Source organism: Massilia eurypsychrophila (assembly GCF_002760655.1).
Lineage (GTDB): Bacteria > Pseudomonadota > Gammaproteobacteria > Burkholderiales > Burkholderiaceae_D > JAFCUW01.
Window position 1 is genome coordinate 65,462 of the sequence record NZ_PDOC01000002.1, and the last position, 20,833, is coordinate 86,294.

General features: G+C 61.4%; 22 protein-coding genes and 1 pseudogene. 15 read left to right on the top strand and 8 right to left on the bottom strand.

The window, feature by feature from the left end:
• Nucleotides 1-53: 53 nt before the first annotated feature.
• Nucleotides 54-722 carry a hypothetical protein gene (locus CR105_RS27695; protein WP_131021611.1) on the top strand — a complete coding sequence of 223 codons (669 nt, stop codon included), beginning with the start codon at nucleotides 54-56 and terminating at the stop codon, nucleotides 720-722.
• 108 nt (nucleotides 723-830) lie between these two features.
• The gene (locus CR105_RS29435) at nucleotides 831-1,124 is read left to right on the top strand and encodes a terminase small subunit (RefSeq protein WP_099786979.1); all 294 of its coding nucleotides are present in this window, start codon (nucleotides 831-833) and stop codon (nucleotides 1,122-1,124) included.
• 85 nt (nucleotides 1,125-1,209) lie between these two features.
• On the opposite strand, the gene CR105_RS03095 is transcribed toward CR105_RS29435, so the two are convergent.
• Nucleotides 1,210-1,788: a hypothetical protein gene (locus CR105_RS03095; RefSeq protein ID WP_131021610.1), complete on the bottom strand. Its 579-nt coding sequence runs from the start codon at nucleotides 1,786-1,788 to the stop codon at nucleotides 1,210-1,212.
• Entirely contained in the window at nucleotides 1,767-1,979 is a 213-nt protein-coding gene (locus tag CR105_RS03100; protein WP_099786981.1) for a helix-turn-helix transcriptional regulator, read from the bottom strand. Before CR105_RS03100 ends, CR105_RS03095 begins: the two co-directional genes overlap by 22 nt.
• Nucleotides 1,980-2,324: 345 nt before the next feature.
• Here CR105_RS03100 and CR105_RS03105 point away from each other — a divergent pair, with 345 nt between their 5' ends.
• From CR105_RS03105 to CR105_RS03115, 3 genes are read left to right on the top strand one after another with little or no spacing between them, the layout of a single operon-like run.
• The gene (locus tag CR105_RS03105) at nucleotides 2,325-2,657 is read left to right on the top strand and encodes a hypothetical protein (RefSeq protein ID WP_099786982.1); all 333 of its coding nucleotides are present in this window, start codon (nucleotides 2,325-2,327) and stop codon (nucleotides 2,655-2,657) included.
• A complete protein-coding gene (locus CR105_RS03110) occupies nucleotides 2,654-3,046 on the top strand; it encodes a hypothetical protein (protein WP_099786983.1) in 393 nt (130 codons plus the stop codon). The genes CR105_RS03105 and CR105_RS03110 overlap by 4 nt, the downstream gene beginning before the upstream one ends.
• Complete coding sequence (locus CR105_RS03115; RefSeq protein WP_099786984.1) at nucleotides 3,043-3,306, top strand: hypothetical protein; 264 nt, start codon at nucleotides 3,043-3,045, stop codon at nucleotides 3,304-3,306. Before CR105_RS03110 ends, CR105_RS03115 begins: the two co-directional genes overlap by 4 nt.
• A gap of 660 nt (nucleotides 3,307-3,966) precedes the next feature.
• Here the strand turns inward: CR105_RS03115 and CR105_RS03130 are convergent.
• A complete protein-coding gene (locus CR105_RS03130; protein WP_099786987.1) occupies nucleotides 3,967-4,380 on the bottom strand; it encodes a hypothetical protein in 414 nt (137 codons plus the stop codon).
• A gap of 1,488 nt (nucleotides 4,381-5,868) precedes the next feature.
• Here CR105_RS03130 and CR105_RS29625 point away from each other — a divergent pair.
• The 3 genes from CR105_RS29625 to CR105_RS03145 all read left to right on the top strand — a co-directional run bounded on the left by CR105_RS29625 (nucleotide 5,869) and on the right by CR105_RS03145 (nucleotide 7,820).
• A complete protein-coding gene (locus CR105_RS29625; RefSeq protein WP_099786988.1) occupies nucleotides 5,869-6,042 on the top strand; it encodes a helix-turn-helix transcriptional regulator in 174 nt (57 codons plus the stop codon).
• A 102-nt stretch (nucleotides 6,043-6,144) separates the two neighbouring features.
• Nucleotides 6,145-6,939: a HipA family kinase gene (locus tag CR105_RS03140; protein ID WP_099786989.1), complete on the top strand. Its 795-nt coding sequence runs from the start codon at nucleotides 6,145-6,147 to the stop codon at nucleotides 6,937-6,939.
• Entirely contained in the window at nucleotides 6,936-7,820 is an 885-nt protein-coding gene (locus tag CR105_RS03145; RefSeq protein ID WP_099786990.1) for a DUF3037 domain-containing protein, read from the top strand. Before CR105_RS03140 ends, CR105_RS03145 begins: the two co-directional genes overlap by 4 nt.
• Before the next feature lie 301 nt (nucleotides 7,821-8,121).
• Here the strand turns inward: CR105_RS03145 and CR105_RS03150 are convergent, their stop codons facing one another.
• Together CR105_RS03150 and CR105_RS29440 are read right to left on the bottom strand one after the other, a co-directional pair.
• Nucleotides 8,122-8,520, bottom strand: a complete 399-nt coding sequence (locus CR105_RS03150) for an STY0301 family protein (protein ID WP_099786991.1) — start codon at nucleotides 8,518-8,520, stop codon at nucleotides 8,122-8,124.
• A gap of 5 nt (nucleotides 8,521-8,525) precedes the next feature.
• Nucleotides 8,526-8,720, bottom strand: a pseudogene (locus tag CR105_RS29440) (BPSL0067 family protein); the annotation flags it as partial.
• A 444-nt stretch (nucleotides 8,721-9,164) separates the two neighbouring features.
• On the opposite strand from CR105_RS29440, the gene CR105_RS27705 reads away from it, so the two are divergent.
• A complete protein-coding gene (locus tag CR105_RS27705; RefSeq protein ID WP_131021608.1) occupies nucleotides 9,165-9,578 on the top strand; it encodes a hypothetical protein in 414 nt (137 codons plus the stop codon).
• A 197-nt stretch (nucleotides 9,579-9,775) separates the two neighbouring features.
• On the opposite strand, the gene CR105_RS03160 is transcribed toward CR105_RS27705, so the two are convergent.
• Nucleotides 9,776-10,483, bottom strand: coding sequence for a hypothetical protein (locus CR105_RS03160; RefSeq protein ID WP_099786993.1), 708 nt, complete (start codon nucleotides 10,481-10,483; stop codon nucleotides 9,776-9,778).
• A 174-nt stretch (nucleotides 10,484-10,657) separates the two neighbouring features.
• Entirely contained in the window at nucleotides 10,658-11,725 is a 1,068-nt protein-coding gene (locus CR105_RS03165; protein ID WP_099786994.1) for a substrate-binding domain-containing protein, read from the bottom strand.
• Nucleotides 11,726-11,846: 121 nt separating this feature from the next.
• Here CR105_RS03165 and CR105_RS03170 point away from each other — a divergent pair, with 121 nt between their 5' ends.
• From CR105_RS03170 to CR105_RS03195, 6 genes are all read left to right on the top strand, one after another.
• Nucleotides 11,847-13,496 carry an OFA family MFS transporter gene (locus CR105_RS03170; protein ID WP_099786995.1) on the top strand — a complete coding sequence of 550 codons (1,650 nt, stop codon included), beginning with the start codon at nucleotides 11,847-11,849 and terminating at the stop codon, nucleotides 13,494-13,496.
• Between the two features lie 107 nt (nucleotides 13,497-13,603).
• A complete protein-coding gene (locus CR105_RS03175; RefSeq protein ID WP_099786996.1) occupies nucleotides 13,604-15,307 on the top strand; it encodes an NAD(P)H-dependent oxidoreductase subunit E in 1,704 nt (567 codons plus the stop codon).
• Nucleotides 15,304-18,123, top strand: a complete 2,820-nt coding sequence (fdhF, locus tag CR105_RS03180) for a formate dehydrogenase subunit alpha (protein WP_099786997.1) — start codon at nucleotides 15,304-15,306, stop codon at nucleotides 18,121-18,123. The genes CR105_RS03175 and fdhF overlap by 4 nt, the downstream gene beginning before the upstream one ends.
• Before the next feature lie 22 nt (nucleotides 18,124-18,145).
• A complete protein-coding gene (locus CR105_RS03185; RefSeq protein ID WP_099786998.1) occupies nucleotides 18,146-18,853 on the top strand; it encodes an ABC transporter permease in 708 nt (235 codons plus the stop codon).
• Nucleotides 18,850-19,509, top strand: coding sequence for an energy-coupling factor ABC transporter ATP-binding protein (locus tag CR105_RS03190; RefSeq protein WP_099786999.1), 660 nt, complete (start codon nucleotides 18,850-18,852; stop codon nucleotides 19,507-19,509). Before CR105_RS03185 ends, CR105_RS03190 begins: the two co-directional genes overlap by 4 nt.
• 10 nt (nucleotides 19,510-19,519) lie before the next feature.
• Nucleotides 19,520-20,329, top strand: a complete 810-nt coding sequence (locus tag CR105_RS03195) for an ABC transporter substrate-binding protein (protein WP_099787000.1) — start codon at nucleotides 19,520-19,522, stop codon at nucleotides 20,327-20,329.
• 12 nt (nucleotides 20,330-20,341) lie between these two features.
• Here the strand turns inward: CR105_RS03195 and CR105_RS03200 are convergent, their stop codons facing one another.
• Complete coding sequence (locus CR105_RS03200) at nucleotides 20,342-20,830, bottom strand: pyridoxamine 5'-phosphate oxidase family protein (RefSeq protein ID WP_099787001.1); 489 nt, start codon at nucleotides 20,828-20,830, stop codon at nucleotides 20,342-20,344.
• Nucleotides 20,831-20,833: the final 3 nt, after the last annotated feature.

Below are 20,833 nucleotides of genomic sequence, written 5' to 3' on the forward strand. Positions count from 1 at the left end.
AATTATATACCTCACCAAAGCCTGCAGGACGCAGGCGTTTTGAAGACTGGATCATGACAAAAAAAGTTAAACCGGCCGCCCCACCAGTCGATAGCAGCACTGCACTCCAGGTGCGCGTCGCGCTCGGAGAGTCCGCGGTTGAAGCACACGCGCGCACAATGATGAGCCCCGTTTCCAATGCCGCGGTCAGCGCCTACAATTTCCACCCGATCAGAACGGGCTGCGACATCAACGGCTTAGTGGGCGAAATAGCCAAGCAAACGAAACGCGTTCAGGACGGGGACATGTCCGGGCCAGAGGCAATGCTCGTCTCGCAAGCGCACGCGCTGGACGTCCTCTTCAGCTCCCTGGCTCAGAAGGCAGCAAGCAACATGGGCGCCGGCTATCTGCAAGCGACCGAGGCTTATTTGCGCCTGGCGTTGAAAGCGCAGTCTCAATGCCGCACAACGATCGAGGCGCTGGGCGAACTTAAGCATCCCCGCACCGCTACCTTCATCAAGCAGGCGAACATCGCCAGCCAGCAGCAGGTGAACAACGCCGATACTCGGAACAGTACGCACACAGGCGCGCAGGCGGGCGCACGGGAAAAAGACATCACACCGACGAACGAACAATTAACCGAGGACCTAAATGCGCCAATGGACACCCGAGCAGCGAGCGCGTCAATCTGCGCTCATCCGGACATGGAAACCGTGGGAACGGTCGACCGGGCCAAGCACTGAGGCCGGCAAAGCAATCGCAGCGGGCAACTCGCTCAAGCACGGCATGCGCTCGTCCGCCTGGATCGCAGAGCGAAACGGCGTCAACGAGATTTTGCTACAGTTGGCGCACTGCCCGAGCGAAAGCAGCAGCGCTTCGTCGCTGAGTACCTGATCGACCTGAACGCGACCGCCGCATACAAGCGCGCTGGCTATGAGGGCAAGGGGAAGTCTGCCGAGAACGCCGCATCGCGCATGTTGGGGAATGTTGGGGTGCAACTCGCCGTGACCGCAGCCATGCAACAGCGCGGCGAGCGGACTGGCATCACCGCCGATCAAGTCATCCGCGAGATCGAGCGCATGGCCGTCACGCGCGAGGCTATATGCATTGGAGTCTTGCTCTTTCGCTATTTTCCGAGCCCATAAAAGAAGCGTCAGACCGCAAGCGTTGTCTTTTTGGTATTTATCGTGTCCATAAAAAGGCGAGCCTGCGCGCCCAGCTTGCCGCAAACTATCCCGCTTGCCGCTCGGCCCAGGCGATCACCTCGCGCGCCTTGTACAGCGCTTGCGATCGCCCGGGCACCGGCAAGCGGATCGGCCGCGGGAAGGTCGGCAGACACACGATGTCGCTGCGTACGCGATTGATGGAGCGCTTCAGGTATGTGCCGATGGCCGCTGTATCCCAAAGATCTACCGATATTGGCAAAACCGGTCTCGTAGAGGCAATCACAGCTGCGACGATCTCTTTGACGAGGGCGGCCTCAACAGTGTCGATATTGGCCTTCGTGCCATGCTGGCCGCTGGAAGCGACGTCGGCACCGCTTGGCACTGGCGCAGCGCAGGAGGCGACCCAGTATTCGACCGCGACCAAGTTAATCCACAAGTCGCCGTCGATCTCCTTGCAGTGGAGACCATCAACCCAGTGACCGCCGAGTCGGCGAGCCTTTACCGCTTTCTCTGTGTCCGCCGTGAGCTCCACGTACTTCCCGACTGTGACCCAGGTAATTGGATATAACATCGCCGCCTCAATTTGGAAGTGCACCTTTTTGCGTTCCCCCGATGTGGCTGCTACCCGACTGTCGCCATCCACGCACGCACATCCTCAACGCGCCAGGCGGTGACGTTCTCCGACAGCTTGACCGGCGCCGGGAACGTCTTGGCTGCCACCTTGCGCCACAGCGTGGCCGCCGAGAACGGGATGATAGTGATAAGTTGTCGCTGCCGAACATAGCCGACCTCTGGCAGGGTGTAGCGCGATCCGTCTTCATTCGAGGCGCCCATTGATACCTCCTGAAACAGGATGAGAATGCCATGGGGGCGTCCAATGCAGCGCGCGGCAGCCCCAGATTTCTACAAATCAACTTGACGGCCGCCGTTCTCGTGGGCTATTCTGAACTGTCGCGAAAAAAGAAGCGACCGGGTTTGACAGCTCGAATTGCATGCGGCGGACAACCGCCAACCGGCGGTATTTTTTCGTCCGTACCACTTGCGTCTCCTATGAGCGGCGGTGGTGGGGAGGCTTCGGCCTGCCGGTATCCGTATGCACCGGTCTGTCAACCCTGCCATTCGCTGCTCTCCCCATTTGACAGTGGGGCGTGCAGTTCACCACCTGCATACGGAGGCATCATGCCAAACACCACCACCCCAGATACTACTGCCGCCCCTTCAACGGTCGCACTCCATCGACCGTTCTCCTGGTTGCACAGCTCGCTCGACGACAATGCAAACGCCCAGCTAATTGCTCGTACCCTCGACGTTTGCAACGGCGTAGCGCTCTGCCTTGACCTGGTTCAGATGAGCGATGTCGATCGCGCTACCTGCGCTCAGCCTGTCCTCAGCGTCTGCGACTCTTCGTACCTCATGCTCTTGGCGACAGCGTCAGTAAAAATGTTGGCCGACAGCGCCGCGGGCGAAATCGAGTCCATGAACAGCCGCGCGCAGAAAGGCGGTGCAGCATGAACGCTCGCGCGCCGATCGAATGCCAGTCAATCGTACTGCGCACGCCGTACGGGTCAATGCACATCGATCCAGCGGAAGCCGACGACCATGCCATCATGCGCGTCAGACAATTATCAGGATTGCTCGCATTGATGAGTGACTCCGATAGTACCGACGACATGCTTCGTTTGGCCGCGAAACTCAGTGCTGAGATGGGTAACGTGGTCAGCCAAATCCGTTCCATCGAGGGTTCGGTCGAACTCGGCCAGCTTGCGCGGCAGACCGCCCAGATTCTCTTGGCATTCCAGCCAACCGAAGGCCCTTCTCACATGCTCTGGCTCGCCCAGCAACTTGCCGACGAGCTTGTCGGAACCATCGCCGGTGCGCCCGCATGTGGAGTTGCATCATGATCGCCGGGAAATTTGGCCTCGAGTGCGACAGCACAAGCATAATGCGCCGTAAGGGGCGGGCGCGGCCCACGTCGACCGCGTCGGTTGTTGAGGATGCGCCGCCGCCGCTAACCCCGGCCGAACTGCGCCTGCTCAAGTCGTTCCGCGCCGTGGACGATCGCAGCCGCGATTTTATGGAGCGAGTTGCGGCAGCACAGGCGGCGCGGCGCTCGCTTCATAAACAGCCAACCTTACACCTGGTGACGGGAGGCTTCCAATGACCGACCTCGAACGATTGACCGCTGCTTTCCACGCCATGAACCCATGGGCGCAACGCCTCCTCAGCGACTTGGCGGAAAAGTATGCGGTAGGCTTTCCGGCTCCGAGGCCCAAAACGCATCTCCGACTAGTCGCCGTCGGGCGTCAGCGACCGCCGCGCGGCAAGAAGCAACCGGCTGAGTGCCAGGCCGCAGAGGTACGCGTCGCGGCGCTCTTGACTGACTTCAGCCCCTAATTCACAACGGAGCAGTATCGCGTTCCGGAGTGCGACGCGGTTATACTGGATGAATGTACAGTCATATCAAGCGCCTTCGAGTGAGGGGCGAGCGAAGGCCAGATCGGGAAATTTCCGCCGATCCGGGCGCCGTCGGAAACCTTACGGTATTCCGACAGGGCGCGGAGATCGTCGCCGCGTTCCACGCTGGCGGGGGCACTGGGCAGCCAGGGGAGCTGTTGCCTGCGTTGTTCCGCGCTCGGCTCGTCACAATGCATGGTCAAGGGATGTTGTTCCAAGGATGGGAGCGGCCGCTAGGTCATGACCAAAAAGATACGGAGAGCAATAAGCAGGAATGGTCGGTTCGCCTGATGGCAGCCCCTCCTGAGGTCGCGCCGCCATCCCAGCGCTTGGGGTAACTGCCGGCGAAAATCTAGCTTCCCAGTCGCTAGGAGCCCGCTTTCAATCGATTGACAAAAGGCAAGCGCATTCGATACTTTGGGCAGTTCCCCGGCGTTATATCGTCGATGTACCCGACCTCTTCCAGATACGCGATTGCGCCCATGATGTTGCTGTGGACGTCAGTGTGATATTCCAAGTGAGGCCTATCCGAATTGACTGTCGACCCACTACTTTTTACAAAGAAATCTCGCACTCCCGCAAGCCGCGGATTTCGAACGTCCGCTTGCATCTCTCTCATCACTTCCGGGAACATGTCGAAGGCCTCCCTCCACAGCGCATTGGCCGCTGCAGCCTCCGCTTGATCACGCCTCTGATCTGTGTATTTGTCGGCGAGATATGTGCCGGCCGCGCCCGTGAATGATCCAACCACAAAGCCTACTGCTGTTGAGAACCAATCCATATTTGCCCTTTCGGCTTCGATAGTGTTATGACATCGAAACGCAGTGTCGCAGTGAACACTGCAATGCGCAAGGGCAAGGTTCGGCGGGCTCGTTGGACGTCGGCCGATCAGGAGAGCCGCATCATCACGCGAGCCAGGGATGACCTAAAGGTTCGCCCGTCGACATCCGTGCCCCGCTTAACCGCCCACTACAACAGCGACTGGCTGATCACCGCCGGCGATCGTCAACCACGCTCATATAAATTGAGGGCAGTTGAGCGCCCCCGCGAAGTTAAGCTAAACCTCTTCGGCGCCGGGCACCCGCTTTCACGGCTCCGGAACTACCGAGGAACACAGAGTGTTGAAGAAAGCCCGCCAAATAAGGGCGTATGGCCGTTTAAGAACACAGATTTATCACAGATTCGAAGTTCCTCGCCTCGATCGCGCAGCGCAGCCCGCTTAAAAGTGCCACCGGCAAGCCCTGCAGAAGCCACCCGGACTACCATCGGGCGCCACAAATGATTTCGACATTGCTGCACTCACATCCGCGATTCAACCTGCAGAGTGGCCAACTCTTTAGTTGACACACGGCAACCAATTTAGTACTATCGGAGCGTCACCATGTGGCATAGTTTCAGAACCACTACTTTTCACTCCCCCTCGGAATCGAAAAGCACATTTTCAAAACCGCTCATGCGGCACGTATTCTGACCAGGTCATAAGGCTTGGCACCACCACTTCAATCCGGTCCTATCTGTAGCCTTCGGCCTAGCTGCGCCATTTTTCTGGCGCCGCTCAGGAAGTCGAGAGGAACGCGGACGTCGACAAGATCCTGGCTACACCCACAGCCAGATGGCATTTAGAAACTCGCTTTTCATACAGGCGCGCCCCTTTCCCCATCGTTGAGCGACGGGACTGAAGGGACTACGCCCTATCCAAAGCAGATCGACAGCAGCTGCGCCCATGGTCCAGGTCTGGGCCACATCAATCTCAAGAGACGAAGACAGGCGGATATCGGGATGCTCCCCGACGCAGGTATCGCTGGCCCCGTGGCCAGCGCCAATGCAGCCTCCGCGACACCTAAGGGTGTGAGTAATACCAACTGGTGATAGCGCCACCAAAGACCTGCCCCTGAGGGCCGGAAGCGCTACGCGAGAAACCGCGTGAGAGTTCAGGGCCTGGCAGCAGCAAGTCAGGCGATCGGCAACCGAAAGGTGCCGGCGTATCGTCCCAAGCCAATGAAGGGCGGCGATGCGAAATCAGTTTTCTTAAGTTCGGGTCCTTCTCCCCGGCATCGTTTTTTTCGTTGGGCCGCGCGACGCTGCAGAAGCGTCGCGCGGCCGCGAGCGCCCATTGCCGCATTATCGATTTCACAGGTGATAAATGAATGAGCAACAGAATTACCCCGGACAGCATGAACAAAAGACTCACCCGCTCGAGTGCAAGCGACGAACGCCGGCGGTGAGGGGGACCGAGAGAGACCTAGCCTCTTCCCTGCCAACCGTAGGGATGTGCCGATGGGATACCCTGAGCCGCTTCGTGCCGATCAGCCGCGAGACCTGGCGCAAGCTCGTGAAGGCGGGGAAGGCTCCGAAGCCAGTGAAACTGTCCGAACGATGTACGATGTACTCAAATGCCGAGGTGCACAGGTGGATGAGCGATCCAACTGCATACCGTTCGTGAGCAGGCTTTGGAAGCTACCGAACTAACATGGCAATCTTCGGAAAATTAGGTAAAGTGGATCAATGATAGAATGATTGCTCAGAAAATTTACTTTTGGGCAATATGCTGCGCACCGTCACCGCGACTCGGTTTATCAAGCGTATGGGCAACGGCCGAACCTGGCCATGCCTGATCGAGTGTGAAGACGAGGAAGGAAATAAGTTTGAGCTAGTCGTAAAATACTCTGAAAAGTTATTCGAACGCGAGAAAAATTTAGCGTTCGAAGCAATTGCTGCAATGTTAGCTGCCGATCTTTGCCTCCCTGTCCCGGAGCCGTTCGTTGTTCAAATAGAAGAAGACTTCATCGAGATCGTGCCGGACCGCGAAGTAAAAGCTGCCCTGCAATCGAGTTGTCGCACTGCTTTTGGGTCACGTCTAGTGACCGGTTTCTCAGCGTGGCAGAATGGGCAGACCATCCCAAGGTCCATGGTCACAGCGGCAACCGAAATCTGCGTCTTTGATCAAATTATTGAGAACAGCGACCGTATCCCGAAGAACCCGAACTGCCAGTTTTTGGCTAACGATTTTTTAATCTACGATCATGAGCTCGCATTTACGCGTGTGCTTTTTTGGCGTGAACCGTGGGCGGAAGGTGGGCTCGACTCAATTGCGCGTAGGGATGAGCACATTTTTTCGAAACCTCATCTTAGCGAGGCGCCAGGCAACTTAGACCGTTTCATAGGGTGCTGGGAGGATCTTCAAGAAGATCGATTTGAACAATATAGGAACGCCATCCCACCAGAATGGCTTCAGAAACGGGAACATGCTGAGCAAGTCGATCGAATCTTCGCCTACCTTTCAGAAGCAAAAGCGAACATTCGTAAAATTGCCGAAAACGCATTAGAGGTGCTGAAATGAAAAAGCGTAATCACTACTCGTATTCGATTTTGAAATACGTTCACGACACTGCAACGGCGGAGTTTGTAAATGTAGGAGTGGCTGTTTATTCGGCAAAAGACAATTTTTTCCAAGTGTCTTGCAGATCGACTGTCGGCCGACTTTCGGAGATGTTTCCGGACATGCAAGCGAGCTCATTCCGCGCGCTCATGCGTGGCCTGTCGAAGCGGTTTAATGAGCTTAGCGATGCGGTTTCTTCGCCGCTCGATCTCGAGGCCCAAAGCACTAATATCGAGCGCCTATTGGCATCGGTACTGCCTAAAGATGACAGTGCGTTAGTTTGGTCCGAGCCGTCGTTTGGGATGACGCACGACCCGCGAAAAACTTTGACAGACTTATTTTCCCGTTATGTGACCAAATACGACCACTCTTCGTCACCACACAAACGCACAGATGAAGATATGTGGAAAGACTTCAAGAAGGAACTGGAGAATAGGCACATCTCTGCATATTTCGAAGAAAAAATTATCGAAGGCAAAGACGACGAAATAACGTTCAAATCCGCATGGAAAAATGGTTACTGGCATTGTGTTGAGCCTGTGTCTTTCGACCTAAGTGTTGCTGAGACGATCAGGGAGAAGGCACACAGAGTACTGGGTCAGATCACCAGCGTCTCAGACACGCCAGAGCGGTTCAAAGTTTACCTTTTGGTTGGCAAGCCTGGACGCGGGGCGCTGACGCCGGCTCTGGAGAAAGCGCTGGGCATTTTAGATAAACTCCCAGTTGAAAAGGAAATTTTCATGGAGGATGAGCGCGATCTGCTACTGGATAGATTGGCTGCAGAGATAAGTACACATAACCAGGAGAACGAGCGCCCTTCAATACTCTTGGACGCGGGCTGACATCTCTTCACGGGTAAGCTGAGCATTTGTTTTTGCATCCATGTTTGCATCCATGAGCTGGCAAGGAAAATGCTAAAGCCATGATTCATGCGGCTTTCAAGCCACAATTATGCTCCACCTATCACCACCAAGAATATGCTTCAAGAAGTCGATTTACGTACTCTGCCCCGCGCTTTCCCTGTGAGAGCTTCGGGGCATTGTTCGTTTACGTGATGTTGCAGGCATGCGCTGACTACATCGACACCGTGCGCAGCGGCTAAGTATCCCAGTGAACTTCGGCATCGCCGCCCAGGAACGCCTCCTACCGGCCCACCACCACTGCAGAAAGGCTGTTCTCCGGCGTTTTCGTCTTGGTCGTGATGGTGCAGCTGGTAGCCTTGTCATCCAGCCGCTTTGCCAGTTGCATCCCGCCGTAGCCACACCACAGCCACCGCCGGCCGTCATCCTTAGCGAACACAAACATCTGCGTACCCTTCGCCTGTTTGTCTGGTATTCGGTAGCCTTCCCGCTCTGGTGGACCTTCCAACATCCCCGCCCCCGCCAAATGCTGCTGACTCGGCATCGTCACCCATCCAGCCACCTGACGCCCCGGCTTAAGCACGTCCTCCGTGAGTACCACCGGACACGATGCCGCCATATCCCCGGCAACCGCCGCAGAGGTACAAGCGACAGCCAGCAGAGCACAGGAAAGTAGACGCATCTCAATCACCTTTCAATCACAGAGAACGCCCATGGGTTCCGACTCCGATTCGGCCACGTCCCATCCTCGCTTTGGGCATGTTGACGCGGGACTTCCATCAGCCGGTACCGCACCACCAGCGAAGCTTTGTACTGCTCGACTACGTAGAACCCAGCCCCACCGTGGGCCACGAAGATGGCGGCATGTTGCCCGGTGTCCGCAGTCGGATACCTCCTTCAAGTTTCTGGGAGTCCCATCTTGATTGCGATGCCAATGTGCAACCTTGCGCCCAGACAAATTTGGGGGCCTGTGCTGCCTGCCATGCTTCGAGGACCGTCGCTGGGGAGTTAGGCGAGATCTCATGGCCATCAGCATGGCTTCACGGCGAGGGAGGTTGACATTCGTTATCCAGTCCGGCTAGCGTAGCTTATTAAAGAAAGCTTTAATAAAGGAAGGGATCATTGAAGAAAGCTTTAATTGACGCGCTTCCGACGCCGACAGCCATGTTCGATCAGTGCCCAACGTTACGGCTTACAGATTGAAACTATTCTTACGGTGCATCGACAGCTTTTGACAACTATTGCTGCCACAATGTGAACATGCGTACCGATCAGGCCGAGGCCGCGCGATAGCATCTAATCACTAATCTAAATCTGGAGACATATATGAAACTCGCTACCCAACACATCATGCGCATCGCCACGGTTCTCGCCTTGACTGCCGCGTCTGCATCCGCGTTCGCCCAAAGCGATGAGTATCGCCGTGGATACGCCGAGGGTTATGCCGCTGGCCAGCGCGCCGGCAACGGCGGCGGCAATGGCGACGGCCCAGGCTGGGGACGTGTCCGCGTGGAAGAAGCTGACTACGGCGTGCGCGGCGCTATGTGCGACGCACGCCGCGCCGTGCGTAATGAAGTCGAGCGCAATAATGGTAACGTCCGCGCCAGCAACGAGCTGTGCGGCGATCCGGCCCGTAACCAAGAGAAGCGCCTCCGCATCGTCTACCGTTGCGGGAATAGCGAGCCGGTACGGGTTTTCCTTCGTGAAAACGAATCGACGCGCTTGACCTGCCGCCGCTGATCGCAGCAGCGCGAGGTAAGAATAATGAGCCGCGCACTGTGAAGTGAGCGGCTTTTTCAAAGGTGTGGTCGTTCCTTGTTCGGCTTGGTTAATTCACAAGCGCTGGAAGTCCTCCCGCCGCCTATGGACGGGAATTGGCAGCACGCAAAGCTATAGTTGCGCGAAATTATTTGGTCACCGCAGTACTCCGATCACCGTTACGGAGCCAGGTCGACCGAAACTTTTATCGACTTGTAAAAGATTGCGCTTTTCGCTTCAAAGCCAGAGTCGATTCCGAAGAACGTCCAAATTTCACCATTCGCGTCGCTCTTGACGGACAGGGGTAGCGTGCTCTTGAGTACCTTCGTCTGATACACCTGAGGCCCGCAGTTCGTGACCGCGTTTGCGACGTTGCCGAGCACTTGGGATGCTGGACCTGGCGTGGCTTGATTGCCGCGGTCCAGGTTAAGTTTGTACTCACCGTCAGTCAAAACGGTTTTCGGTTCGGTCGGCGACGCGCCCGCAACCACATAGACGCCCTCGCCTGGCGCACCGCCGACACCGAAGCAGCCCGAGGATTGATTGCTTGCAATCTCTATTTCAAAGCTCAGCTTGTACAACGTCGAAGGCGCGTACCCGCTGAATTTCTTCTTGCTGTAAATAAAAAGATCGTCGCTGCGGTTTGTGCCGCCAGTGTAGTAAGCGCTGCCCGACAGCGGGGACGGCAAGGCACGCGACGCCCAGACAACGTCAGTCGGTTCGGTTTCAGCGTGATAGTCCGAGTAACCACCTTGCCAGCCATCTGCGCTGGTCGTGAACGTGCTGGCTATCTGAGGCGGCAGCGGGGTCGTGTCGTCGCCGCCACATGCGGCCAGGATGCAGGCGGACGCAATAATGCCTGCGATTTTTAATTTTTGAATAGCCATCGGATTTCCTGTGTGGTAATGCGAAAACCTGAGGATATGTGGGCGATTAGACTACCGGTAGGCAAGATTTGTCAGGGAATTGTCGCGCAATTGTAGGTTGTCGACCGCGCCGGCTCTGCCGTCCGATGTGAGTTTGCTCGGCATCCCGACAAGAAAAGAATTCGCGCGCGGCAGCTACCCGAACGCCTCCTCCAGCGACAGGATCTTCCCCGTATCGGCCGCATCGTATCCGGTCAGCTCGTTGACCCGCAGGTGATACTCGGGCAGCTGCAAGATGGTGATGAACTGGCGGATCAGCGGATCATCCACCGCATCCTGGCGCACCGCGAAAAAATACCGTTCGCGCACCAGCGGAATGAAATCGAGGTTGAACCGCTGCGCCGCCGTGCGCACGCCGATGCCGACGTCGGCCATGCCGCTGGCGATGTACGCGGCCACTGCCGAATGGGTGAACTCGGCGCTGTTGACGCCATTGATGTCGTGCACGTTGATGTCGCCGTCGTCGAGCATCAGCTCGAGCAGCTTGCGCGTGCCCGACCCGATCTGCCGGTTGACGAAACGAATATCGGTGCGCACCAGGTCTTCCAGCCCGCGGATCTTCAAGGGATTGCCGGGCGCGACGAACAGCCCCTGGTGGCGCACCGCCAAATGGATCAGGCAATGCTCGGCAGGATCGAGCCAGCGCGTGTACCAGTCCATCGCCGCCGGCTGGAAGTGGCCGGTCGGCACGTGGAAGCCGGCCAGGTCGCATTCGCGCCGCGACAGCGCCGCCACCGCATCGGTACTGTTGCGATAACGCAACTCCACCGGCATCTCCACCTTGTTCAGATGGACCATCAGCGCCGCCACCGCGAAGCCGTGGCTGGCGTCCATGCGGATCATGCGCAGCCGGTCCGGCGCCATCTTGCCCAGTTCAACTTCCAGTTCCGACGCCAGGCTCTCGAGCGTGGGCGACAGCCGCGCGGCGATGCGGCGGTCGGCCCAGACCAGCTTTTGCGCCAGCGGCGTCAAGGTGGTGCCGCGCCCGCGGCCGGTCTGCAGCAGGCTGGCGCCGAACAACTGTTCAGCATCGCGCAACAAGCCCCAGGCGTAGCGGTAGGACAGCTTGACCGACTTGGCCGCCTGCGCGATCGAGCCGGTGTCCTGGACCGCCAGCAGCAGTCCGAGCAGTGCGGCGGTGTCGAGCGGCGCCGAGGCGCCGAAGCGAATTTCCCAGTGCGGGCGGATTTGAACTTTGAACATATGTTTAAAATAGCCTATTTCGAACCAAATTGCATCGTGATACTCTGCAAAAATAATAAAAGTGGTCGGGAAAATATGCTTAAAAAAGCATATTCATAAAACGTAAAAAATGGAGTGAGACATGGCTTTATTGGATGTACTAGACAAGGAACGCACCATTGCGGCTCCGAGTTTTAACCGTTGGCTGGTGCCGCCCGCGGCGCTGGCCATTCACCTGTGCATCGGTATGGCGTATGGCTTCTCCGTGTTCTGGCTGCCGCTGTCGCGCGCGATCGGCATCAAGGATCCGGTCGTTTGCGCCAAGGAAATGAGCCTGCTGGCCGAACTGTTCACCACCACCTGCGACTGGAAAATCTCGTCGCTCGGCTGGATGTACACGCTGTTCTTCGTCTTCCTCGGCTCGTCCGCTGCACTGTTCGGCGGCTGGCTCGAACGCGCCGGCCCACGCAAGGCCGGTGTCGTGTCGGCGCTGTGCTGGTGCGGCGGCCTGATCATCTCGGCGATCGGCATCTACAAGCACCAGATGTGGATGATGTGGCTCGGCTCCGGCGTGATCGGCGGCATTGGCCTCGGCCTCGGCTACATCTCGCCCGTCTCGACCCTGATCAAATGGTTCCCGGACCGCCGCGGCATGGCGACCGGCATGGCCATCATGGGCTTCGGCGGCGGCGCCGTCATCGGCGCGCCGATGGCTGCCGAACTGATGAAACACTTCGCCACCCCGACCTCCGTCGGCGTGTGGGAAACCTTCGTCGTCATGGCCGTCATCTACTTCGTCTTCATGATGGCCGGCGCCCTGTCGTACCGCGTGCCGGCCTCGGGCTGGAAGCCGGCCGGCTGGACGCCGCCGGTCAACGCCAAGACCAACACCATGATTACGCAGCGCCACGTGCACGTCAAACGCGTCTGGGGCATTCCGCAGTTCTGGCTGATCTGGTGGGTACTGTGCCTGAACGTGACCGCCGGCATCGGCATCCTGGGCATGGCGTCGCCACTGCTGCAGGAAATCTTCGGCGGCAAGCTGATCGGCGTCGACCTGGCGTTCAACGACCTGTCGGTCGCGCAGAAAGCGTCGATCGCGGCGGTCGGCGCCAGTTTCGCCGGCCTGCTGTCGCTGTTTAACATCGGTGGTCGCTTCGTCTGGGCATCGTGTTCGGATTACCTCGGCCGCAAGCCGACCTACTCGATCTTCCTGGTGCTCGGCTTCATCCTGTACATGTCGATTCCAAGTTCGGCCCACGCCAACAACCTGTTCCTGTTCGTCGCCGCGTTCTGCATCATCCTGTCGATGTACGGCGGCGGTTTCGCCACCGTGCCGGCCTACCTGGCCGACCTGTTCGGCACCCAGATGGTGGGGGCGATCCACGGCCGCCTGCTGACGGCATGGTCGGCGGCCGGCGTGTTCGGTCCGGTGCTGGTCAACTACATCCGCGAATACCAGATCGCCAATGGTGTGCCGAAGGCGCAGGCGTATGATGTAACGATGTATGTGCTGGCCGGGATGATTGCGCTGGGCCTGCTGTGCAACCTGATGGTGCGTCCGATCGCCGACAAGTACTTCATGACCGACGACGAACTCGCTGTCGAGAAGAAGCTGGCGCACGACCGCGATGTCAGCGTCAACGCCGGCATGGCCGGCAAGGGCGGCGGCGGCGTGGTGGCAATCAACCGCAACCCGGCTGTCACGGCCTTTGCCTGGGCCGCAGTGGGCATCCCGCTGTCGATCGGCATCTGGCTGACCTTGCAAAAAGCAGCCGTGTTCTTTAAGTAAGCTCACATCGAGCGTCAATGAGTCATTGACACTGCAACAAACCTTCGCCAGGGCGAGCCGTCGCGCCTGCCCTGGCGCTCGTTCCTCTCGTTCTACCGGACAAAGCAATGAACCACCCAATCATTCCCATCGCCATCGTAGGCGCATCGCGTGAGCGCAAGCGCCAGGCGCCGAAAGGCCGCCGCGTTGATCCGCAAGCGCTCGCCGACGTGCAGGCCCTGCTGGGCATTGAATCGCGCCAGGCCGACCTGCTGATCGAACACCTGCACAAGATCCAGGATCGCTACGGCAGCCTGTCTGCCCAGCACCTCGCCGCGCTGGCGGCGGAAATGAAAATGGCGCAAGCCGAAGTGTATGAAGTGGCGACGTTCTACCACCACTTCGACGTCGTCAAGGAAGGCGAAGACGCCCCCGCCGCGCTGACGGTGCGCGTGTGCGACGGCCTGTCGTGCGAGATGGCCGGCGCCAAGGACCTGCTGGCGCGCTTGCCCGGCATCCTCGGCACGGACGTACGCGTGCTGCCGGCGCCGTGCATCGGCCGCTGCGAACAGGCGCCTGCCGCCGTCGTCGGCCAGCACCCGGTGCCAAACGCCACCGTTGAAACCATCGTCGCCAAGGTCGCCGCCGGCGAAACGACCCATACGCCGCAAGGCTTCATCGACCTCGACGCCTACCGCGCCGCCGGCGGCTACGCGCTGCTGCGCGACTGCACCGACGGCAAGCACGACGTCGAATCGGTCATCCAGAAAATGGAAAGCTCGGGCTTGCGGGGCCTCGGCGGCGCAGGTTTCCCGGCCGGGCGCAAATGGCGCATCGTGCGCGGCGAACCGGGCCCGCGCCTGATGGCCATCAACCTCGACGAAGGCGAGCCGGGCACCTTCAAGGACCGCTACTACCTCGAGCGCGACCCGCACCGCTTTCTCGAAGGCGCGCTGATCGCCGCCTGGGTCACCGACGTCGAAACCATCTTCATCTACCTGCGCGACGAATACCACGGCTGCCGCACCATGCTCGAAGCTGAACTCGAGAAGCTGCGCATCGACCCGCCGATGGCGCGCATGCCCAAACTCGTGCTGCGGCGCGGCGCCGGCGCCTACATCTGCGGCGAAGAGTCAGCCATGATCGAATCGATCGAAGGCAAGCGCGGCATGCCGCGCCTGCGCCCGCCGTACGTCGCCCAGGTCGGCGTGTTCGGCCTGCCGACCTTGCAGCACAACTTCGAAACGCTGCACTGGGTGCGCGACATCCTCGAAAAAGGCCCCGAGTGGTTCGGCAGCCATGGCCGCCACGGCCGCAAAGGATTGCGTTCGTTCTCGGTATCGGGCCGCGTCAAGGAGCCGGGCGTGAAGGTGGCGCCGGCCGGCATCACGATCCAGGAGCTGCTCGACGAATACTGCGGCGGCATGCTCGAGGGCCAGACCTTCTACGGCTACCTGCCGGGCGGCGCCTCGGGCGGCATCTTGCCGGCGTCGATGAACGACATTCCGCTCGACTTCGATACGCTGCAGCCGTACGGCTGCTTCATCGGCTCGGCGGCGGTCGTGGTACTGTCGAACCTGGACACGGCGGCAGCGGCGGCGCGCAACACGCTGAAGTTCTTCAAGGACGAATCGTGCGGCCAGTGCACGCCGTGCCGCGTCGGCACCGCCAAGGCATTGACCCTGATCGAACAGCCCGTGTGGGACCTGGTGCTGCTGGACGAGCTGTCGCAGGTGATGCGCGACGCCTCGATCTGCGGCCTGGGCCAGGCCGCGCCGAATCCGATCGACTGCGTCGTCAAATATTTCCCGAACGAGTTGGTGAAACCATGAATGCGATATCCAGATTGAACCGCGTGGCCCTGCAAGGCGTGGCCGTCACTTTCGACATCAACGGCCGCACGGTCGAAGCGCTGTCGACCGAAACGCTGATCGAAGTGGCCGACCGCGAGGGGATCGAGATCCCGCGCCTGTGCTACCGCGAAGGCATGGAAGTGGTCGGCAACTGCCGCTCCTGCATGGTCGAGATCAACGGCGAACGCGTGCTCGCGCCCTCGTGCTGCCGCTACCCGACCGAAGGCATGAAGGTCGTCACCGACAGCCCGCGGGCGGTGGCGTCGCAAAAGATGGTGCTCGAGCTGCTGCTGTCGGACATGCCGGAAACCGAATACACGCGCCACAACGAAGTGGACTTCTGGGCGCGCAAGCTCGCCGTCGGCAAGCCGCGCTTTGCCGCGCGCCGCCAGCCGCGGCAAGACGCGTCGCACGCGGCCATCACCGTCAACCTCGACGCCTGCATCCAGTGCACCCGCTGCGTGCGCGCCTGCCGCGACGAACAGGTCAACGACGTCATCGGCCTGGCGTTTCGCGGCGACCACGCCAAGATCGTGTTCGACATGGACGACCCGATGGGCAACTCCACCTGCGTGGCCTGCGGCGAATGCGTGCAGGCCTGCCCGACCGGCGCCCTGATGCCGGCGCGCGAAGTGGCGCTGACGGTGCCCGACAAGAAGGTCGATTCGGTCTGCCCTTACTGCGGCGTTGGCTGCCAGCTGACCTACAACGTCAAGGACAACAAGATCCTGTTCGTCGAGGGCCGCGACGGCCCGGCCAACCACGAGCGCCTGTGCGTCAAGGGCCGCTACGGCTTCGACTACGCGCACCATCCGCACCGCCTGACGGTGCCGCTGATCCGCCGCGCCGACGCGCCGAAGTCGGGCGACTTCGTGATGGACCCCGACCGCGTGATGGACGTGTTCCGCGAAGCGACCTGGGAAGAAGCGCTGGCGCTGGCCGGCGGCACCCTGTCGAACATCCGCGACACCCACGGCAAGAAATCGCTGGCCGGCTTCGGTTCGGCCAAGGGCAGCAACGAGGAAGCCTACCTGTTCCAGAAGCTGGTGCGCACCGGATTTGGCAGCAACAACGTCGACCACTGCACCCGCCTGTGCCACGCCTCGTCGGTGGCGGCGCTGCTGGAAGGCATCGGATCGGGCGCGGTGTCGAACCCGGTGATGGACGTGACGAAAGCCGAAGTGGTGATCGTCATCGGCGCCAACCCGACCGTCAACCACCCGGTGGCCGCCACCTGGATCAAGAACGCCGTCAAGAACGGCACCAAGCTGGTGGTGTGCGATCCGCGCCGCTCGGACCTGGCGCGCATGTCGCACCGCTACCTGCAGTTCAAGCCCGACACCGACGTCGCCATGCTCAACGCGATGATGCACGTGATCGTCCACGAGAACCTGGTCGACGCCGACTTCATCGCCAGCCGCACCATCGGCTACGATGAACTGAAGCAGAATGTCGAAGGCTACAGCCCCGAGCTGATGGCGCCGATCTGCGGCATCGACGCCGACACGCTGCGCTACGTGGCGCGCCTGTACGCCACCTCGAAGGGCTCGATGATCCTGTGGGGGATGGGCATTTCGCAGCACATCCACGGCACCGACAACGCGCGCTGCCTGATCGCGCTGGCCTTGATGACGGGCCAGATCGGCCGTCCCGGCACCGGCCTGCATCCACTGCGCGGCCAGAACAACGTGCAGGGCGCCTCCGACGCCGGCCTGATCCCGATGATGTTCCCGGACTACCAGCGGGTCGACAATCCGGCCGTGCGCGCCAAGTTCGAAGCGGCCTGGAACACGCCGCTCGACGGCACGCCTGGCCTGACCGTCGTCGAGATCATGCACGCCATCAAGGCGGGACAGATCCGCGGCATGTACATCATGGGCGAGAACCCGGCCATGTCGGACCCCGACGCCAACCACGCGCGCGAGTCGCTCGCCGCGCTCGAGCACCTGGTGGTGCAGGACATCTTCCTGACCGAGACCTGCTACCTGGCCGACGTCATCCTGCCAGCTTCCGCGTTCCCGGAAAAGACCGGCAGCTTCACCAACACCGATCGCACGGTGCAGATGGGCCGCCAGGCGATCGACCCGCCGGGCCAGGCCAAGCAGGACCTGTGGATCTTGCAGGAGTTGGCCAGGCGCCTCGGCCTGGACTGGAACTACCAGCACGTGTCGGAAGTGTTCGACGAGATGCGCCACACCATGCCCAGCATCGGCGGCATCACGTGGGATCGCCTCGAGCGCGAACACTCCGTCACCTACCCGTGCGTGGCCGAAGGCGACCCGGGCGACCCGGTGGTGTTTATCGAGACGTTCCCGCGCGACTCCGGCCGCGCGCGCTTCGTCCCGGCCGACATCATCCCGGCCGACGAGCGGCCCGACACGGCCTACCCGCTGGTCCTGATCACCGGGCGCCAGCTGGAGCACTGGCACACCGGCAGCATGACGCGCCGCACCGCGGTGCTCGACGCCCTCGAGCCCGATCCGGTGGCGCTGGTGCACCCGCTCGACCTGGCCGGCATGGGCGGCAAGCCGGGCGACGTCATCACCATCGAGTCGCGCCGCGGCAAGGTAACGCTGTACGCGCGGGCCGACGACAGTTCGCCGCGCGGCGCCATCTTCGTGCCGTTCTGCTACTACGAGGCAGCCATCAACAAGCTGACCAACGCCGCGCTCGACCCGTTCGGCAAGATCCCCGAGTTCAAGTACTGCGCGATCCGCGTGGCGCTGGGCGGCGAGGTCGAAGCGCAGAGCAGCTACGGCGGCGGCCAGGTATTGCGGAGGTTGACACCGGCGTGACGATCGATCCACAGGGCGCCTGATGCCCATCCTCGACGCCATCCGCGCGGCCTTCGCCCTGCTGCTGTCGGGCGACGCCGCCCTGTGGACCATCGTCTGGATTTCGCTCAAGACGAGCGTCGTCGGCCTGCTGCTGGCCGCGCCGGTCGCCATCGTGCTCGGCTACGCGATCGCCAGCTTCCGCTTTGGCGGGCGGCGCCTGGTGATCTGGCTGGTGCAGGCGTCGCTGTCGATGCCGACCGTGCTCATTGGCCTGCTGCTGTACCTGATGCTGTCGCGCCAGGGGCCGATGGGCGGCCTGCAATGGCTGTTTTCGCAAAGCGGCATCATCGCCGGCCAGTGCCTGATCGCGCTGCCGGTGCTGCTGGCGTATACGCTGGCGGCGGTGCAGGCGGCCGATCCGCGCTACGCCGAAACGGCGATCACCCTCGGCGCCGGCCGCTGGCGCGTGATGGCGACGGTGCTGTTCGAGGCGCGCTTTGGCGTCATGGCCGCCGTCATCAGCGGCTTTGGGCGAGTGATTTCGGAAGTCGGCTGCGCCCTCATGGTGGGCGGGAACATCGCCGGCGAAACGCGCACCATCACCACCGCCATCGCGCTCGAAACGAGCAAGGGCGAGTTCGCCCAGGGCATTGCGCTGGGCATTGTGCTGATCGTCGTCGCGCTGGCGATGAACGGCGCGCTGATGCTGGCGCAGGGTGACGCCCACGCCGCGCGGGGGCGGCTATGAGCAGCCTGATGATGGTCGGCCGGCTGCGCCGCCAGCACGGCGAACGGGTCGTCTTCGACATCGCCGACTTCTCGCTCGATGTGGCCACCGCCTACGTCCTGACCGGCATCAACGGCGCCGGCAAGACCACCTTGCTGCGCATGCTCGGCGGGCTCGACAAGAGTGAGCCGTCGTCGCTGCTGTGGTGCGGCCAGCTGCTGCAGCTTGCGCCCTACCCGCCCGAGCTGCGCGCCGGCGTCGTCTACGTGCACCAGGACCCGATCATGTTCTCCACCAGCGTCGCCCACAACATCGGCTACGGCCTGGCCGCGCGAGGCGTGGTCGGCGCACGCCTGGCGCAAACGGTGGAAGCGGCGATGGTGTGGGCAGGGGTCACGCACCTGCGCGACGCCAACCCGGCCAGCCTGTCGGGCGGCGAGAAGCAGCGCATCGCGCTGGCGCGCGCCAAGGTGCTCGCGCCGAAGCTGCTGCTGCTCGACGAGCCGACCGCCAACCTCGATGGCGCCGCGCGCGAGCAGGTCATCGCGCTGATTCCGGCGCTGCTCGAAGCCGGCACCACCGTCGTCATCGCCTGCCACGACCGCGACCTGATCGGCCTGCCCGGCGTGCGCCGCCTGAAGCTGCGCGACGGCGACCTGATTTATCGATTCAGCTAAAAGGACCACCATGAAAGCCGTTCAGCTCATCGCCGCCATCGCCCTCGCCTGCAGCCCGCTCCTGGTTCAGGCGCAGGCGCAGGTGCTGCGCATGTCCACCACCACGAGCACCGAAAACTCCGGCCTGCTGGCGTGGCTGCTGCCGGCCTTCGAGGCGCGCGCCGGCATCAAGGTGCAGGTCATCTCGGTCGGCACCGGCAAGGCGCTGGAGCTGGCGAAGAACGGCGACGTCGACGTCACCCTGGTGCACGCGCGCGCGGCCGAAGACAAGTTCGTCGCCGACGGCTACGGCATCGACCGGCGCGATGTGATGTACAACGACTTCGTCATCGCCGGGCCGGTATCCGACCCGGCCGGCATCAAGGGCAGCAAGGATGTCACTGGCGCGATGGGCAGGATCGCCGCCGGCGGCGCCAAGTTCATCTCGCGCGGCGACGCCTCCGGCACCGACGTGATGGAAAAGAGCTACTGGAAACTGGCCGGCACGCTGCCGGCCGGCAGCCGCTACATCTCGGCGGGACTGGGCATGGGCGAAGTGCTGACGATGGCGGCCGAACTGCAGGCCTACACGCTGACCGACCGCGCCACCTACAGCACCTACAAGGCCAAGACCGGCCTGGATATCATGGTCGAAGGCGACCCGAAGATGTACAACCCGTACGGCATCATCACCGTCAACCCGGCGCGCCATCCGGGTGTCAATGCCAAGGGCGCGCGCGCGCTGACCGACTGGATCACGTCCAGCGAAGGCCAGCAGAAGATCGCAACGTTCCGCCCGGCCGGCCAGCAGCTGTTCTTCCCGTCGGCCAAGGCGCGCTGACCTGAGGCAGCTTTAGACGGCGTGCACCGCTTCGTGCAGGTCGAACGTGTCGGTGTGGCCGAAGCCGCGCGTGTAGTCGAGCAGCGCCAGCCGCTGCGGTGTGATGCGGATGAACAGCATCCCCGGCCACGGCAAGACTTGTGGCTCGGTGATGATGCGCGCGTAGTCGGGCAGCTTGTGCAGCAGCAGCGCGCCGGCAAAACTGAGCTCGGCCGGCTCGGTGATGAAGGCGGCGCGGCCGTCGATCGACATGCCCTGGATCTCGCTCCAGGTGTCGTAGGGCGCGTTGACGGTCAGCGCCACCCGCGCATCGCGGCCCAGGTCGTGCGCCTTGCCGCCGTCGATCGAGATGGCCGCGTAGATGATCAGATCCTCGCAGGCGAAATTGACCGTCGACGCGTGCGGCGAGCCGTCGGCGCGCACGGTGGCCAGCGTCAGCTCGCGGGCGGCGCCGAGAATCTTCGCTGCCAGTTCAAGGGTAGTGGAATCGAGTTGCTGCATGGT